General features: G+C 61.7%; 13 protein-coding genes. 12 read left to right on the top strand and 1 reads right to left on the bottom strand.

Annotated features, from left to right (window positions below; all coding sequences use genetic code 11):
• Window positions 1–99: 99 nt before the first annotated feature.
• The 12 genes from ABWL43_RS01170 (at window position 100) to ABWL43_RS01115 (ending at window position 12,121) form a co-directional block, all read left to right on the top strand.
• Window positions 100–1,095 (top strand): D-cysteine desulfhydrase, encoded by a 996-nt coding sequence (locus ABWL43_RS01170; RefSeq protein ID WP_404486326.1) that lies wholly within the window; start codon window positions 100–102, stop codon window positions 1,093–1,095.
• A 280-nt stretch (window positions 1,096–1,375) separates the two neighbouring features.
• Entirely contained in the window at window positions 1,376–2,170 is a 795-nt protein-coding gene (gene tcyJ, locus ABWL43_RS01165; RefSeq protein ID WP_145159776.1) for a cystine ABC transporter substrate-binding protein, read from the top strand.
• On the top strand, window positions 2,170–2,835 hold the full coding sequence (tcyL, locus tag ABWL43_RS01160) for a cystine ABC transporter permease (RefSeq protein ID WP_106577395.1): 666 nt from the start codon (window positions 2,170–2,172) through the stop codon (window positions 2,833–2,835). The genes tcyJ and tcyL overlap by 1 nt, the downstream gene beginning before the upstream one ends.
• 3 nt (window positions 2,836–2,838) lie before the next feature.
• Complete coding sequence (gene tcyN, locus ABWL43_RS01155; protein ID WP_262208138.1) at window positions 2,839–3,585, top strand: L-cystine ABC transporter ATP-binding protein TcyN; 747 nt, start codon at window positions 2,839–2,841, stop codon at window positions 3,583–3,585.
• A gap of 381 nt (window positions 3,586–3,966) precedes the next feature.
• Window positions 3,967–4,752: a hypothetical protein gene (locus ABWL43_RS01150; protein WP_404486323.1), complete on the top strand. Its 786-nt coding sequence runs from the start codon at window positions 3,967–3,969 to the stop codon at window positions 4,750–4,752.
• Between the two features lie 187 nt (window positions 4,753–4,939).
• Window positions 4,940–6,181 carry an SfnB family sulfur acquisition oxidoreductase gene (locus ABWL43_RS01145; RefSeq protein WP_242201416.1) on the top strand — a complete coding sequence of 414 codons (1,242 nt, stop codon included), beginning with the start codon at window positions 4,940–4,942 and terminating at the stop codon, window positions 6,179–6,181.
• A 24-nt stretch (window positions 6,182–6,205) separates the two neighbouring features.
• Window positions 6,206–7,399, top strand: a complete 1,194-nt coding sequence (locus ABWL43_RS01140) for an SfnB family sulfur acquisition oxidoreductase (RefSeq protein WP_404486321.1) — start codon at window positions 6,206–6,208, stop codon at window positions 7,397–7,399.
• The gene (locus ABWL43_RS01135) at window positions 7,399–8,751 is read left to right on the top strand and encodes an LLM class flavin-dependent oxidoreductase (protein WP_404486319.1); all 1,353 of its coding nucleotides are present in this window, start codon (window positions 7,399–7,401) and stop codon (window positions 8,749–8,751) included. The genes ABWL43_RS01140 and ABWL43_RS01135 overlap by 1 nt, the downstream gene beginning before the upstream one ends.
• A 142-nt stretch (window positions 8,752–8,893) precedes the next feature.
• Window positions 8,894–9,709 carry a MetQ/NlpA family ABC transporter substrate-binding protein gene (locus ABWL43_RS01130; RefSeq protein ID WP_404486317.1) on the top strand — a complete coding sequence of 272 codons (816 nt, stop codon included), beginning with the start codon at window positions 8,894–8,896 and terminating at the stop codon, window positions 9,707–9,709.
• Complete coding sequence (locus ABWL43_RS01125) at window positions 9,706–10,821, top strand: methionine ABC transporter ATP-binding protein (RefSeq protein WP_404486315.1); 1,116 nt, start codon at window positions 9,706–9,708, stop codon at window positions 10,819–10,821. The genes ABWL43_RS01130 and ABWL43_RS01125 overlap by 4 nt, the downstream gene beginning before the upstream one ends.
• Entirely contained in the window at window positions 10,811–11,455 is a 645-nt protein-coding gene (locus tag ABWL43_RS01120; RefSeq protein ID WP_071482532.1) for a methionine ABC transporter permease, read from the top strand. The genes ABWL43_RS01125 and ABWL43_RS01120 overlap by 11 nt, the downstream gene beginning before the upstream one ends.
• A gap of 39 nt (window positions 11,456–11,494) precedes the next feature.
• The gene (locus ABWL43_RS01115) at window positions 11,495–12,121 is read left to right on the top strand and encodes a class I SAM-dependent methyltransferase (protein WP_404486313.1); all 627 of its coding nucleotides are present in this window, start codon (window positions 11,495–11,497) and stop codon (window positions 12,119–12,121) included.
• Between the two features lie 108 nt (window positions 12,122–12,229).
• Here ABWL43_RS01115 and ABWL43_RS01110 read toward each other — a convergent pair whose 3' ends face one another.
• On the bottom strand, window positions 12,230–14,425 hold the full coding sequence (locus ABWL43_RS01110; RefSeq protein ID WP_404486311.1) for a glycoside hydrolase: 2,196 nt from the start codon (window positions 14,423–14,425) through the stop codon (window positions 12,230–12,232).
• Window positions 14,426–14,498 lie beyond the last annotated feature (73 nt).

Raw genomic sequence — 14,498 nt, 5'->3', positions numbered from 1 at the left:
GGTGTGATGCTAAGAACTAACCGACATAAGCGATTGGCGGTTGCCGGTTGAAAAGTGCCTGCCTATAGTCGCCCCATCACTTAGCCACTGTGCGTCGCCATGATCAAACAACAGCTCGACCGTTTTAACCGCCTGGACCTGCTGGGCGGTGTCACTGCCCTGGAAAAACTCGAGCGGCTGTCGACCTGGCTGGGCAGGGACATTTACGTCAAGCGCGATGACACCACGCCACTGGCCATGGGCGGCAACAAGCTGCGCAAACTCGAATACCTGGCTGCCGATGCCCTCGCTCAAGGCGCCGACACCCTGGTGACCGCCGGCGCGATCCAGTCCAACCATGTGCGCCAGACTGCTGCGCTGGCCGCCAAGTTGGGCCTGGGTTGCGTGGCACTGCTGGAGAACCCGACCGGCACCGAAGACCCGAACTACCTGGGCAACGGCAATCGCCTGTTGCTGGAGCTGTTTGACGCCAAAGTAGAACGGGTCGAGAACCTCGACAACGTTGACGACCAACTCAATGCCCTCGCCGATCGCCTGCGCAGCAACGGCAAAAAGCCCTACCTGGTGCCGATCGGCGGTTCGAATGCACTCGGGGCGCTGGGTTACGTGCGCGCCGGGCTGGAGCTAGCCGGGCAGATCGAAGCCAGCGGCATTGAGTTCGCCGCCGTGGTACTCGCCTCCGGCAGTGCGGGCACCCACAGTGGCCTCGCCCTGGCGTTGAGCGAAGTGCTGCCAAATTTGCCGGTGGTGGGCATTACCGTGTCGCGCACCGAGCAAGCTCAGTTCCCGAAAGTGCAGAGCCTGGCCGAACGCACCGCCGAGTTGCTCGGCGTGGGCGTGCCCGACGCATTCAAAGTGATCCTGTGGGACGAATATTTCGGCCCGCGCTACGGCGAACCGAACGCCGGCACCCTGGCCGCGGTCAAGTTACTGGCAAGCCAGGAAGGCCTTCTGCTGGACCCGGTGTATACGGGCAAGGCCATGGCCGGCTTGCTCGATGGCATCGGTCGCCAGCGGTTTGAGGACGGGCCGATTATTTTCCTGCACACCGGCGGAGCGCCGGCGTTGTTTGCGTATGACTCCGTGTTTAACTGAATAAACACGGATCAAAATGTGGGAGCTGGCTTGCCTGCGATAGCGGTCAGGCAGCTACAAAAATGTTGGCTCATACACCGCTATCGCGGGCAAGCCCGCTCCCACATTGGATTGATTGCATATTCTAAAAACGCATAACAAATTAGATTTATATTATTTTCAAGTCTTAAAAACTGGCTTTATAGTCGCGCCGAAGGCGAAGACGCGCTTCGCGCTTTAAGGCAGGATACGACTACTGCGTCACCTGCTTCGCTCAACATAAAAAACACAGGGGCTGTTCATGACTATTTCTGTATTCCGTCGCACGTTGCTGGTTGGCACATTGGGCTTGGCACTCGGGGCTGGTCTGATGGGCCAGGCCATCGCTGGTGAGCAGCTGGACACCATCAAGAAGGCCGGCGAGATCAAGATCGGCCTGGAAGGCACCTACCCGCCGTTCAGCTTCGTCGATGAAAGCGGCAAGCTCAGCGGTTTCGAAGTCGAGCTGTCCGAAGCGCTGGCCAAAGAGCTGGGCGTCAAGGTCAAGCTGCAAGCCACACCGTGGGACGGCATCCTCGCGGCCCTGGAATCCAAGCGCCTGGACGCCGTGGTCAACCAAGTGACCATCTCCGAAGAGCGCAAGAAGAAGTACGACTTCTCCAAGCCTTACACCGTTTCCGGTATCCAGGCGCTGGTGCTGAAGAAAAACGTCGACGCCATCAAAACCGCCGACGACCTGGCCGGCAAAAAAGTCGGCGTAGGCCTGGGCACCAACTACGAACAATGGCTCAAGGACAACCAACCCAAAGCCATCATCAAGACCTATAACGATGACCCTACCAAGTTCCAGGACCTGCGGATCGGGCGCATCGACGCCATCCTGATCGACCGTCTGGCCGCGCTGGAATACGCCAAGAAAGCCCCGGACACTGCTGCCGCCGGTGATGCTTTCTCCCGTCAGGAAGCCGGCATTGCCCTGCGCAAAGGCGAGCCTGAACTGCTCGACGCCGTGAACAAGGCCCTCGACAAACTGCGTGCCGACGGCACCTTGAAGAAGCTGTCCGAGAAATACTTCAACGCTGACGTCACTCAATAATGGAAGCAGGTTTCCAACTCGCGCTGGACTCCGCGCCCTTTCTGCTCAAGGGCGCGTACTACACGGTGATTCTTAGCCTCGGCGGGATGTTTTTCGGCTTGCTGCTGGGCTTTGGCCTGGCCTTGATGCGTTTGTCGCGCTTCAAGTTGGTCAGTTGGATCGCCCGCGTCTACGTGTCGTTCTTTCGCGGCACGCCCTTGCTGGTGCAGCTGTTCCTGATCTACTACGGCTTACCGCAAGTGGGCATCGAGCTGGACCCGATCCCGGCCGCCATGATTGGCTTTTCGCTGAACATGGCGGCTTACGCCTGTGAAATCCTGCGCGCCGCCATCAGCTCCATCGAACGCGGCCAATGGGAAGCTGCAGCCAGTATCGGCATGACCCGCGCGCAGACCCTGCGCCGGGCCATCCTGCCGCAGGCCATGCGCACGGCCTTGCCGCCATTGGGCAACAGCTTTATTTCGCTGGTAAAAGACACGGCGCTGGCCGCTACCATCCAGGTGCCCGAGCTGTTCCGCCAGGCCCAATTGGTGTCTGCGCGCACCTTCGAAATCTTCACCATGTACCTCTCCGCTGCCCTGATCTACTGGATCCTGGCGAGCATCCTGGCGCATTTTCAGAACCGCCTGGAAGACCGGGTCAACCGGCATGACCTGGAGTCTTGAAGCATGATCGTGGTTGAAAAACTGACCAAACAATTCAAGGGTCAGGTGGTACTCAACGGGATCGACCTTGAGGTCAAGGAAGGCGAAGTTGTCGCCATCATTGGCCCCAGTGGTTCCGGCAAGACCACCTTCCTGCGCTGCCTGAACTTCCTCGAAGAACCCACCAGCGGTCGCATCAAGGTGGGTGACATCGAGATCGACAGCAGCAAGCCGCTCAACCAGCAACAAGGCCTGGTGCGACGCTTGCGCCAGCACGTGGGTTTTGTGTTCCAGAACTTCAACCTGTTCCCACACCGCACCGCGCTGGAAAACGTCATCGAAGGCCCGATGGTGGTCAAGAAGATGCCTCGCGAAGCAGCCACCGAACTGGGCCGCACGCTGCTGGCCAGGGTCGGTCTGGCGGGCAAGGAAGGGTCTTACCCGCGGCGCTTGTCCGGTGGCCAGCAACAGCGCGTAGCAATCGCCCGTGCATTGGCCATGGAGCCGGAGGTGATTCTGTTTGACGAACCCACCTCGGCACTCGACCCGGAGCTGGTTGGTGAAGTACTGGCGACCATCCGCAGCCTGGCCGAAGAAAACCGCACCATGGTCATCGTCACCCACGAAATGAGCTTCGCCCGGGATGTGGCCAACCGGGTGATCTTCTTCGACAAGGGCGTGATCGTCGAACAGGGCGAGGCCAAGGCGCTGTTTGCCAACCCCAAGGAAGAACGCACCAAGCAGTTCCTGAGCAAGTTTCTGGCCCACTGACACCCCGAAAAACCTAGGTGGGCGCTGGCTTGCCTGCGATGCAGGCACCTCGGTGTGTCAGTCACACCGCAGCGATGCTATCGCAGGCAAGCCAGCGCCCACCTAAGCGCGTTCCTACATAAAATCCTCGCGATAACGAATAAAACGCACCGCCGCACCCACCTTAAAATCCCCTGCCTCGTCAGCTCTTTCTGAATCTGCTCCAACCCGCCGTTTAGCCCTTTGCCGCCATTGACGCCCGCCGGCCAACCCTCTTATCTAGGGCCCAGAGGATTGGATCCTATCCCGGCTATTCACTGAATCGTTCCTTTCGGCACCCGGCGCACACTCGCGCCACGGGCGCCGGAACGATTGCTGCTGGCTGCATCAAGGAGATGACTTATGACGCGCACTGCACCCTCGGCCATGCTTACCGCCCCGACATTGCCCCAGGCTAATCGATACGGTATCAACGCCCTCGCCGCCGCCCAACTGCAGGTGGATATCGCCCCCTACCCCGGCATGGAGGAAGGCGACCTGATCGAGCTGTTCTGGAACAACTGCTTTGCCGACTCCCGGCGCGTGAGCGCGTGCAGAATCGGCACATCCACCCGCCTGCGCATCCCGCAAAGCTTTGTGCAGGATGGTTCGGCGCAGATTCACTATCAGGTCATGCAGATCGGCCACGGCCCGGCCCGTTCGGCGGTCACGCACGTGCGGGTCAAGACCTGCCCACCCGGCGGCCAGCCGTCGCCTCGGTTCAGTGACGAAAACCAGAACCTTGCGCCCGTCAGCCTGCCCGACATGATCCGCCGCTACGGCATCAACGGTAGTCAGGTGCGACGCGGCATTCCGCTGAGCATCGAGCCGTACGCGCATATGGCCACCGGCGACGCCATCACCCTGCGTTGGGGCGACGTGCGTCTGGACCTGCCGACGATCCAGAGCAAAGACGTCGGTCTGACGGTGCAGGTGTGGGTGCCCTCTGCGGTGATTGTCGAAGCGGGCGACGACTGCCGGCTGGACGTGACGTACTGCATTCTGGACCGCGTCGGCAATAATTCGCGCTGGGCACCCGCGCGCACGTTGAACATCGCCGCCTGCTCGTCGCAGGCGCCGGCCCGCCCGGCCGGGGCCACGTCGACCTACCAACCACGTCAGCCCGGTTCTCCCTGCGAACCTGGGTAACAGACCTTCTATGCATATTCCTAAAAGTTAGTTTATTTAAAGATTTAACACGCTTAGGGTATATGCACCGGACCACCGGACATCTCTGATTTTTCTGTTTTTATTTCATTGAATGCGAGGTCGGTATGGTCAGAATTACCCCGGTGCATAACGCCAGGGCATTACGTGCAGCCAAGGAGCGGCGCTGATGTCTAACTTGGCTCTAACACCCCCCCAGAGTGATCTGGACGTAGCCCCACTGCTGTTGCCGGCGGCTGTGCTGCGCGACGACGCGCAAGCGTTGAGCGCAGCCCACGAACTGGCTCAGGCCGCGCGCCTGCAAGCGGCCAAGCGCGACCAGCAGCGCAAGCTGCCCTGGGCGCAGCTTGAGCAGTTCACCCGCAGCGGGCTCGGCAGTATTTCCATTCCCCGTGAATACGGTGGCCCACAGGTATCGTTCGTGACCCTGGCCGAGGTGTTCGCGATCATCAGCGCGGCAGACCCGGCCCTCGGGCAGATCCCGCAGAACCACTTCGGCATCCTGCATCTGCTGCAGGGCGCTGCCACCGAACGCCAGAAAAAACAGCTGTTCCAGAGCGTCCTCGACGGCTGGCGCATCGGTAATGGCGGCCCGGAACGCGGCACCAAAAACACCCTGGAACTCAAAGCGCGGCTCACCGCCCAAGGCGATGGCTACGTGGTCAGCGGCCAGAAGTTCTACTCCACCGGCGCGCTGTTTGCCCATTGGGTGGCGGTGAAGGCGTTGAACGATGACGGCAAACAAGTCATGGCCTTTGTGCGCCGTGGCACGCAAGGGCTGCGCATCGTTGACGATTGGTCGGGCTTCGGCCAACGCACCACCGCCAGCGGCACCGTGCTGCTTGACCGGGTACCGGTGGACGCCGAGCTGGTGATAGAGAACTGGCGCATCGGCGAAAGCCCGAACATCCAGGGCGCCGTCTCGCAATTGATCCAGGCGGCCATCGACGCCGGCATCGCCCGCGGCGCTCTGGATGACACCATCGCCTTCGTGCGTGAACGCTCGCGCCCATGGATCGACGCCAAGGTCGAACGCGCCAGCGATGACCTGTATGTGATCGCCGATATCGGCAAGCTGAACATCGAACTGCATGCCGCCGAGGCACTGCTGCGCAAGGCCGGCAAGGTACTGGACGAGGTCAGCGCTGCGCCGATCACCGCGCAATCCGCCGCGCGCGCGTCGATTGCCGTGGCCGAAGCGAAAGTGCTGACCACCGAAGTGTCGCTGCAGGTCAGCGAAAAGCTCTTCGAGCTGGCCGGCAGTCGCGCCACCCTCGCTGAATTCAACCTCGACCGTCATTGGCGCAACGCCCGCGTGCACACCCTGCACGACCCGGTGCGCTGGAAATATCACGCCATCGGCGCCTATCGCCTGAACGGCACGTTGCCGGCTCGTCATTCCTGGATCTGACCGACCAGACATCTGGAGAACATCATGACTTTCTCTACAAACGTCGCGGTTATCACCAGCGACGAACAAGCCCTTATTGTCGCCAGCGACCTGGCCGAAGACTTGGGTCGCGACAGTGCCCAGCGCGACCGCGAACGCCGCCTGCCCCTGCCCGAGCTGGATGTGTTTTCGCGCTCCGGCCTGTGGGGCATCAGCGTGCCGAAGGAACACGGCGGCGCGGGTGTGTCCAACGTCACCCTGGCCAAGGTCATTGCGCTGATTGCCCAGGCGGACGCCTCGCTGGGCCAGATCCCGCAAAACCATTTTTATGCCCTGGAAGTGCTGCGCGTGAATGGCAGCCCGGCGCAGCAAAAACGCCTGTACGCCGAGGTGCTCGCGGGCCAACGTTTCGGCAACGCCTTGGCGGAGCTGGGTACCAAAACTGCCCACGACCGGGTGACCCAAATCACCCGCGACGGCGACGGTTTTCGTATCACCGGCCGCAAGTTCTACTCCACCGGCGCCATCTACGCGCAACGCATCCCCACCTCGGTGGTGGATGAACACGGCGTGCAGCAACTGGCATTTGTGCCGCGCGACAGCGAAGGCCTGACGGTCATCGACGACTGGAGCGGCTTCGGCCAGCGCACTACCGGCAGCGGCTCCGTGGTGTTCGACAACGTGTGGGTTGCCGCACAGGATGTGGTCCCGTTTCAGAGCGCTTTCGAGCGCCCGACCACAGTCGGCCCGCTGGCGCAGATCCTTCACGCCGCCATCGACACCGGCATCGCCCGCGCCGCCTTCGAGGATGCGCTGCATTTTGTGCGCACCAAGACCCGGCCGTGGATCGACTCCGGCAACGACAAGGCCACTGAAGACCCGCTCACCTTGAAAAGCTTCGGCCACCTGAGCATCCGCCTGCACGCCGCCGAGGCATTGCTGGAACGCTCCGGTGAGTTCCTCGACCGCGCCCAGGCCGACAGCACTGCCGAAACCGTCGCAGCAGCGTCCATCGCCGTCGCCGAAGTGCGCGCCTTGAGCACTGAAATTTCCCTGGCCGCCGGCAGCACCTTGTTCGAACTGGCCGGCAGCCAGGCGACCCTGGCCGAACACGGCCTTGACCGCCACTGGCGCAACGCCCGCGTGCACACCCTGCACGACCCGGTGCGCTGGAAGTACCATGCGGTGGGCAATTACTACCTCAACGATGAAAACCCGCCACTGCGGGGGACCATCTGATGGCCAAGAAAAAAATCCTGCTCAATGCCTTCAACATGAACTGCATCGGGCACATCAACCACGGCCTGTGGACGCATCCACGGGACACCTCGACGCAGTACAAAACCCTCCAATACTGGACCGACCTGGCGCAGACCCTGGAGCGCGGGTTGTTCGACGGTTTGTTCATCGCCGACATTGTCGGCGTGTACGACGTCTACCAGCACTCCATCGACGTGCCGCTCAAAGAGTCGATCCAGCTGCCGGTCAACGACCCGTTGCTGCTGGTCTCGGCCATGGCGGCCGTCACCCAAAACCTCGGCTTCGGCCTCACCGCCAACCTCACCTACGAGCCGCCGTATCTGTTCGCCCGACGCATGTCCACCCTCGACCACCTGAGCCGTGGCCGGGTCGGCTGGAACATCGTCACCGGCTACCTCGACAGCGCCGCCAAGGCCATGGGCCTGACCGAACAGGTCGAGCATGACCGGCGCTATGACCAGGCCGATGAATACCTGCAAGTGCTGTACAAACTCTGGGAAGGCAGCTGGGAAGACGACGCGGTCATCAACGATCCACAGCAACGGGTCTATGCGCAGCCCGGCAAGGTGCACAAGGTTGAGCACCACGGCGAGTTCTATCAGGTCGAGGGTTATCACCTTTGCGAGCCGTCGCCGCAACGCACGCCGGTGCTGTTCCAGGCCGGCAGCTCGGAGCGCGGCTTGCTGTTCGCCGGGCGTCATGCCGAGTGCGTATTCATCAGCGGGCAGAACAAGGCCGCCACCAAGGTCCAGGTGGACAAGGTGCGCGCCAGTGCGGCCCAGGCGGGGCGCAACCCGGAGGACATCAAGGTGTTCATGGGCCTCAACGTGATCGTGGGCGCCACCGAAGAACTGGCCTGGGCCAAGCACGCCGAGTACGTGAGCTATGCCAGCCCGGAAGCCGGTGTGGCGCACTTCTCGGCCTCTACGGCAATCGACTTTGCTCAATACGAAATCGATGAACCGATCCAGTACGTGAAGAGCAACGCGATTCAGTCGGCCACCAAGAACCTGCAAAGCAACGATTGGACGCGGCGCAAATTGCTCGAGCAGCACGCCCTCGGCGGGCGCTACATCACCTTGGTCGGCTCACCGGAACAGGTCGCTGACGAGCTGGAATCGTGGATCAGCGAAACCGGGCTGGATGGCTTCAACCTGACGCGCATTGTCACGCCGGAAAGCTATGTGGACTTCATTGATCTGGTGGTGCCGGAGTTGCAGAAGCGTGGGTCGTACAAGACGGCTTATGAAGCCGGCACCTTGCGCGAAAAAGTCTTCCATGGCTCCGCGCGCTTACCCGAACAACACACCGGTTCCACCTACCGACACTGAACCAAAACTGTGGGAGCTGGCTTGCCTGCGATGGCGGTCTGTCAGGCACATTTTTTTTGCTGGCCCACCGCTATCGCAGGCAAGCCAGCTCCCACAGTTGACCGAATTGTTTGCACTCACACCTTATGACTGGAAATCGATTATGAAAAAGACCCTGCTCACCCACCCAGTCAAAGCACTGGCCCTGGCCCTCGGCTTATTCAGCTCAGCGGTATTCGCCGCCGATGCACCGCTGAAAGTCGGCACCACCGCCGCCTTCGCGATTCCCCTGGAAGCCGCCGTCGCCGAAGCCGACAAGCAAGGCCTGAAGGTCGAACTGGTGGAGTTCACCGACTGGATCGCGCCCAACGTCAGCCTCGCCGCCGGCGACATCGACGTGAACTACTTCCAGCACATTCCGTTCCTGGAAAACGCCAAGGCTGCCGCCGGGTTCGACCTGGTGCCGTATGCGCCGGGCATCATCAATAACGTTGGCCTGTATTCGAAGAAGTACAAAAGCTTCAACGACCTGCCTCAGGGCGCCAGCGTGGCGATCGCCAACGACCCGATCAACAGCGGTCGCGGCCTGCAACTGCTGGCCAAGGCCGGGCTGATCACGCTCAAGCCGGGCGTGGGTTACAAGGCCTCCGAAGAAGACATCATCGCCAACCCGAAGAAGATCAAGATCCTGCAAGTGGAAGCCGTGCAGCTGGTGCGCGCCTATGACGACGCCGACCTGGTGCAGGGTTACCCGGCCTACATCCGTCTGTCCAAGACCTTCGATGCGGAGTCGGCGCTGCTGTTCGACGGCCTCGATCACCCGGAATACGTGATCCAGTTTGTGGTCCAGCCCAAAAGCAAAACCGACCCGCGCGTGATCAAGTTCGTCGACATCTACCAGCACTCGCCGGTGGTACGCGCCGCGCTGGATAAATCCCTCGGCAAGCTCTACCAAGTCGGCTGGGAAGATAAAAAATGACCGCCGCCAACGCCCAACTGCGCGACCTGGGCACCGCGCCCAGGGACGCCGAGCAGACAGAACTGCACCCGGATTTGAACCGCGCCCATGTGCGGTTTATCAACCTGGGCAAAACCTATGACGGCAGCGTGCATGCCTTACAAGGCATTGACCTGGCGATCCAGCGCGGTGAGGTATTCGGCATCATCGGCCGCAGCGGCGCCGGCAAATCCTCGCTGATCCGCACCATCAACCGCCTGGAGCAACCCAGCAGCGGGCGCGTGCTGATCGATCAGGTGGACATCGGCGAGTACGACGAAGACCGCCTGGTCGCGTTGCGTCGGCGCATCGGCATGATCTTCCAGCACTTCAACCTGATGTCGGCCAAAACGGTGTGGCAGAACGTCGAGCTGCCGCTGAAGGTCGCCGGCGTGCCCAAGCTGCAGCGCGAGCAAAAGGTGCATGAGCTGCTGGAGCTGGTGGGTTTGCAGGACAAGCACAAGGCTTATCCCGCGCAGCTGTCCGGCGGGCAGAAACAGCGTGTCGGCATTGCCCGTTCGCTGGTGCACGACCCACAGATTCTGCTGTGCGACGAAGCCACCTCGGCCCTCGACCCGGAAACCACTCAGTCGATCCTCGGCCTGCTGCGCGAAATCAACAAACGCCTGGGCCTGACCATCGTGTTGATCACCCACGAGATGGCGGTGATCCGTGAAATCTGCGACCGCGTGGTGGTGCTTGAGCACGGTCGAATCGTAGAGCAAGGCCCAGTGTGGCAAGTATTCGGCAACCCGCAGCATGAGGTCAGCAAAACCCTGCTGGCGCCGCTGCAACACGGGCTGCCGGAAGAACTGCAAAACCGCCTGCAACTCACCCAGACATCGGCCGACGCCGCGTTGGTGCTGCGTTTGCAGTTCACCGGCAGCGATACCGACGAACCCGACCTGGCCGCGCTGTTCAGCGCCCTTGGCGGGCGCGTGCGCTTGCTGCAAGGCGGCGTGGAACGCATTCAGGGGCATGCCTTGGGGCAATTACTGTTGGCGGTGAATGGCTCGCCGCACAACGCACAAGCACTGCGCACCCTGGCCGGGCGTTGGGCGCAACAGGTGGAGGTGCTGGGCTATGTGGTTTGATCGTTTATTGCAGGGCGCCATCGACACCCTATTGATGGTGGGCGTGTCGTCGTTGATCGCGCTGTTGGTGGGTATTCCGCTGGCGGTGTTTCTGGTCACCAGCGACAAGGGCGGCATCTACCAGGCACCGGCGCTGAACCGCGTGCTCGGCGCGTTCGTCAATCTGTTCCGCTCCATTCCGTTTCTGATCCTGATGGTGGCGCTGATCCCGTTTACCCGGCTGATTGTCGGCACCACCTATGGTGTGTGGGCGGCCGTTGTCCCTTTGACCATCGCCGCCACGCCGTTTTTCGCGCGGATCGCCGAGGTGAGCCTGCGCGAAGTGGACCACGGTTTGATCGAAGCCGCGCAGGCCATGGGCTGCCGCCGCTGGCACATCATCTGGCACGTGCTGTTGCCAGAGGCGCTGCCGGGGATTGTGGGCGGGTTCACGATCACGCTGGTGACCATGATCAACTCGTCAGCCATGGCGGGCGCCATCGGCGCAGGCGGCCTGGGTGACATTGCCTACCGCTACGGCTATCAGCGTTTCGATACGCAGATCATGCTCACCGTGATTGTGTTGCTGGTGATTCTCGTCGCGGTGATTCAGTTGGGCGGCGATCGCCTGGCTCGGGTGCTGAACAAGCGGTGAGGTATAGTCGGGCGATCTCAGCGCCCGGTATTCCCCGCCATGACCCTCAAGCCCGACGACCTCAACCAGATCACCTCCATCACCCTCGGCCACTACAACAAGGTGGCCGAGGACTTCCGTGAGGGCACCCGCGATCACGATGTCAGCCAGAACATCGACGCGCTGCTGCGCCATATCCAGGGTACAGCGCCGTTTACCGTGCTGGATTTCGGCTGCGGGCCGGGGCGTGATCTGCAGACATTTACGCGCATGGGTCATATCGCCGTGGGGCTCGATGGCTGCGAACGGTTTGCGCAAATGGCCCGCGAGGACAGTGGCTGTGAAGTGCTGCAGCAGGACTTTCTCAAGCTGGACCTGCCGACCGAACGCTTCGACGGGGTGTTTGCCAATGCGGTGTTGTTCCATATTCCCAAGCAGGAGCTGCCACGGGTGCTCAAGCAGTTACGTGGGGCGCTGAAGCCTGGTGGCGTGCTGTTCAGTTCCAACCCGCGCGGTGAAAACCTGGAAGGCTGGAACGGGCCTCGCTATGGGTCTTATCACGACCTTGAAACCTGGCAGGGTCTGCTGGCGGCGGCCGGGTTTGTGGAGCTGGAGCATTACTACCGACCGGCCGGGTTGCCGAGGGAACAGCAGCCTTGGTTGGCGAGTGTGTGGCGCAAACTGTAGATTTTCGTCGTCTGGCCCGGTCCTATCGCAGGCAAGCCAGCTCCCACATTTGGAATGCATTTCAACTGTGGGAGCTGGCTTGCCTGCGATGAGGCCTTACCGGCAAAGCTAATCCACCTGATACACCCTAGGTTTTTCACCCTCTACCAACGCCGTCACACTGCGCCCGGCATAGCCCTGGTTTTCCTCAGCCGAGAAATTCGCCACCAACCGCGTGCCATCGGCAAACGTGGTTTCCTGCACCTGTTTGTCGGCCGTCAACCAGCGAAACCCTGTCATCGCCTGAGTCGCCAGGCGTTGATGCAACGGCCGAAAAAACCGGTCCTGGCGCTGTATCAACGGTATCCGCTGCTTAAGCGTCGCCGCACTCAAGTGATACAGCGGCGGCACGTTGTAGAGCAGCTGGGTCAACTCATTTTCAGCCCGCACATTGCTCAGCTTCAAACTGTCGAACAACCAATGATGCGTGGTGATCACCGAGCCGTGGAACACCGCCTGATACAACGGCAGGCGCATCGTCGGGTCGAAATACACGCTGCGAAACGGCTCGTTGAGCGGCACGGGCTTGAAGAAGACCGTCGGTTGCTCCGGCGGGTACCAGTTACCTACGTAGTAAGGCGATTGCTTGTCTTGGGTCATCTCGCGATCACCCCAGCCAATCACTGGCGTCTGCATGCCGTGGGCAAACAGAATGCCTTGGGCTGTCACCGCATTGCCGTCTTCGGAGCCGGAGGGCAGTTTGAGCACGGTGTTGAGCCAACGCGACGCGTCGATATTGCCTTCAGCGTTTTGCGCCTGGGTCATTGGCGCGCCGTCACGGTAACTGTCGAAAACCATGCTGGTGGCGTAGGCATCCAGGAACCAGGCGTTAAAACCGGCTTTGGCTTGCACCGCTTTCACCCGCGCTTCCAGTAACGGCCGCACGCAGCGCGGGTCGGTGTAATGGCCCGATTGCTGGAAGCCGGTCTTGAGCTTGCCGTCCTTCAACACGATGGCGCAGTTGCGATAAGCCTTGGTGCCCAGGTGCGCGGTGGTCCAGTCCGGGTTTTCGGTGATGGACAGTGCGGTTTCATAGGAGTCGTAGGGCGCCATCAAGTAGCCCGCGTTGACCCCCGCCTGAATCGCTTCGGGGTGCCAGAGGCCGCCTTCCCAACCTTCGCCCAACGTCAGCAGCAGCCGCTGGAGCCCCGCGTCTTGCAGCGACTTCAGGGTCTTGGCCGACAGGGTGCTGCCCCAAGTGGCAGGGCTGTCGGTCAAGGCGCCGGCAAATGCCGTGGCCAGTTCATGCCGGAGTGCGCCATACCCCTCGGCAAGTTGGCGCATGTTCGGCTCGTCGCTGGCCTGCCAGGTTTGCCGGGCCTTTTTGTTGATCGCCGCGTTGAGCCCACGCAGCAAAACCGTCTTTTGGTAGCGATCCAACGTGCCAGCCTGCGTCAGCACCTGCGTGGTCTCTTTGTCCAGCAAGCCCTTGAGTTCGTGGCCGCGCAGCACCTTCACCAGCAGCGGCCAGTCGCGCACATCCTGGGGCCCTAACAGGTCATTGCCCCACAGATAGACGTGGCTGGCACCCAGCAGCTTTTCAGCCTCGGGGGTCTGACGCAGTTTGTCCGCAAGCGGTTCATAACGGCCCTGCTCCACCCGCCATTGGCGATAGCGCTTGGCCCCGGCCAGCGGGTCGGCATCGCCCAGGTGCAGGCGCAGCGTCATCGGCGCGGTGGGTTGCAGTGCGGTGAATTCATGGGATGCCAACAGCGCCAGACCGTTGCCATCGGCCTGCCACGCCAGGCGATTGTTATAGGGGTTGGTCAGCAACCAATTGAGCGTAAAGCGCCCATGGTCCACGCCCCATAGCGGTAGGCTCAGATCCTGGGTGGTGTTGACCTCGCCCTGTTCCAGCAAAAACGCCTGCCAGAGGGTGTTACCCGCCGGCACGTAATGCCCTTCGGCCAAGGGCCAGATCAAGCCTTTGCCCATGGCCTCGGCGGGTTGGCGCAACAGCGCCAATTGGCCCGGCTCGCGTGCGTTGATGGTCAGTTCAAGGTCGCGCTGCTCAAGGCGCGCGGTCAGGTGGAAGGCGCCGCTGTCCCACTGCCAAGTGGCTTGCCCGGTATCGGCCTGCACATCGGTGACCGCGTGCGCCGCCACACCGCTTGAGGCCTGCACTGCGGCCTCGCCCGCCGGGGTGACGCGCAGCGCCAGCGTGGCGGGGTCGAGTTCGACCCGCCAGAGGGCGTTTTCCAGCACGGTGCCAGCGAAAAGTCGGGGAGACAGCAACAGGCAAAAAATCAGCACTAAACGGCGCATGACACGGGCCTTCCAAAACGCAAACAGGCCCGGAGGGTAAAACACTTACTGCCAGACGAATGTAGGGAAAGTG

The organism is Pseudomonas sp. HT11 (genome assembly GCF_044875395.1).
Classification (GTDB): domain Bacteria; phylum Pseudomonadota; class Gammaproteobacteria; order Pseudomonadales; family Pseudomonadaceae; genus Aquipseudomonas.
This window is presented reverse-complemented; position numbering and strand designations above follow the sequence as displayed.

Bases quoted from the DNA above. Each gene is read 5' to 3' on its own strand.
- ABWL43_RS01140 (WP_404486321.1), top strand. From the start codon at position 6,206: ATGACTTTCTCTACAAACGTCGCGGTTATCACCAGCGACGAACAAGCC.
- tcyJ (WP_145159776.1), top strand. From the start codon at position 1,376: ATGACTATTTCTGTATTCCGTCGCACGTTGCTGGTTGGCACATTGGGC.
- ABWL43_RS01120 (WP_071482532.1), top strand. From the start codon at position 10,811: ATGTGGTTTGATCGTTTATTGCAGGGCGCCATCGACACCCTATTGATG.
- ABWL43_RS01170 (WP_404486326.1), top strand. From the start codon at position 100: ATGATCAAACAACAGCTCGACCGTTTTAACCGCCTGGACCTGCTGGGC.
- ABWL43_RS01145 (WP_242201416.1), top strand. From the start codon at position 4,940: ATGTCTAACTTGGCTCTAACACCCCCCCAGAGTGATCTGGACGTAGCC.
- ABWL43_RS01125 (WP_404486315.1), top strand. From the start codon at position 9,706: ATGACCGCCGCCAACGCCCAACTGCGCGACCTGGGCACCGCGCCCAGG.
- ABWL43_RS01115 (WP_404486313.1), top strand. From the start codon at position 11,495: ATGACCCTCAAGCCCGACGACCTCAACCAGATCACCTCCATCACCCTC.
- ABWL43_RS01110 (WP_404486311.1), bottom strand. From the start codon at position 14,425: ATGCGCCGTTTAGTGCTGATTTTTTGCCTGTTGCTGTCTCCCCGACTT.
- tcyN (WP_262208138.1), top strand. From the start codon at position 2,839: ATGATCGTGGTTGAAAAACTGACCAAACAATTCAAGGGTCAGGTGGTA.
- ABWL43_RS01130 (WP_404486317.1), top strand. From the start codon at position 8,894: ATGAAAAAGACCCTGCTCACCCACCCAGTCAAAGCACTGGCCCTGGCC.
- ABWL43_RS01150 (WP_404486323.1), top strand. From the start codon at position 3,967: ATGACGCGCACTGCACCCTCGGCCATGCTTACCGCCCCGACATTGCCC.
- tcyL (WP_106577395.1), top strand. From the start codon at position 2,170: ATGGAAGCAGGTTTCCAACTCGCGCTGGACTCCGCGCCCTTTCTGCTC.
- ABWL43_RS01135 (WP_404486319.1), top strand. From the start codon at position 7,399: ATGGCCAAGAAAAAAATCCTGCTCAATGCCTTCAACATGAACTGCATC.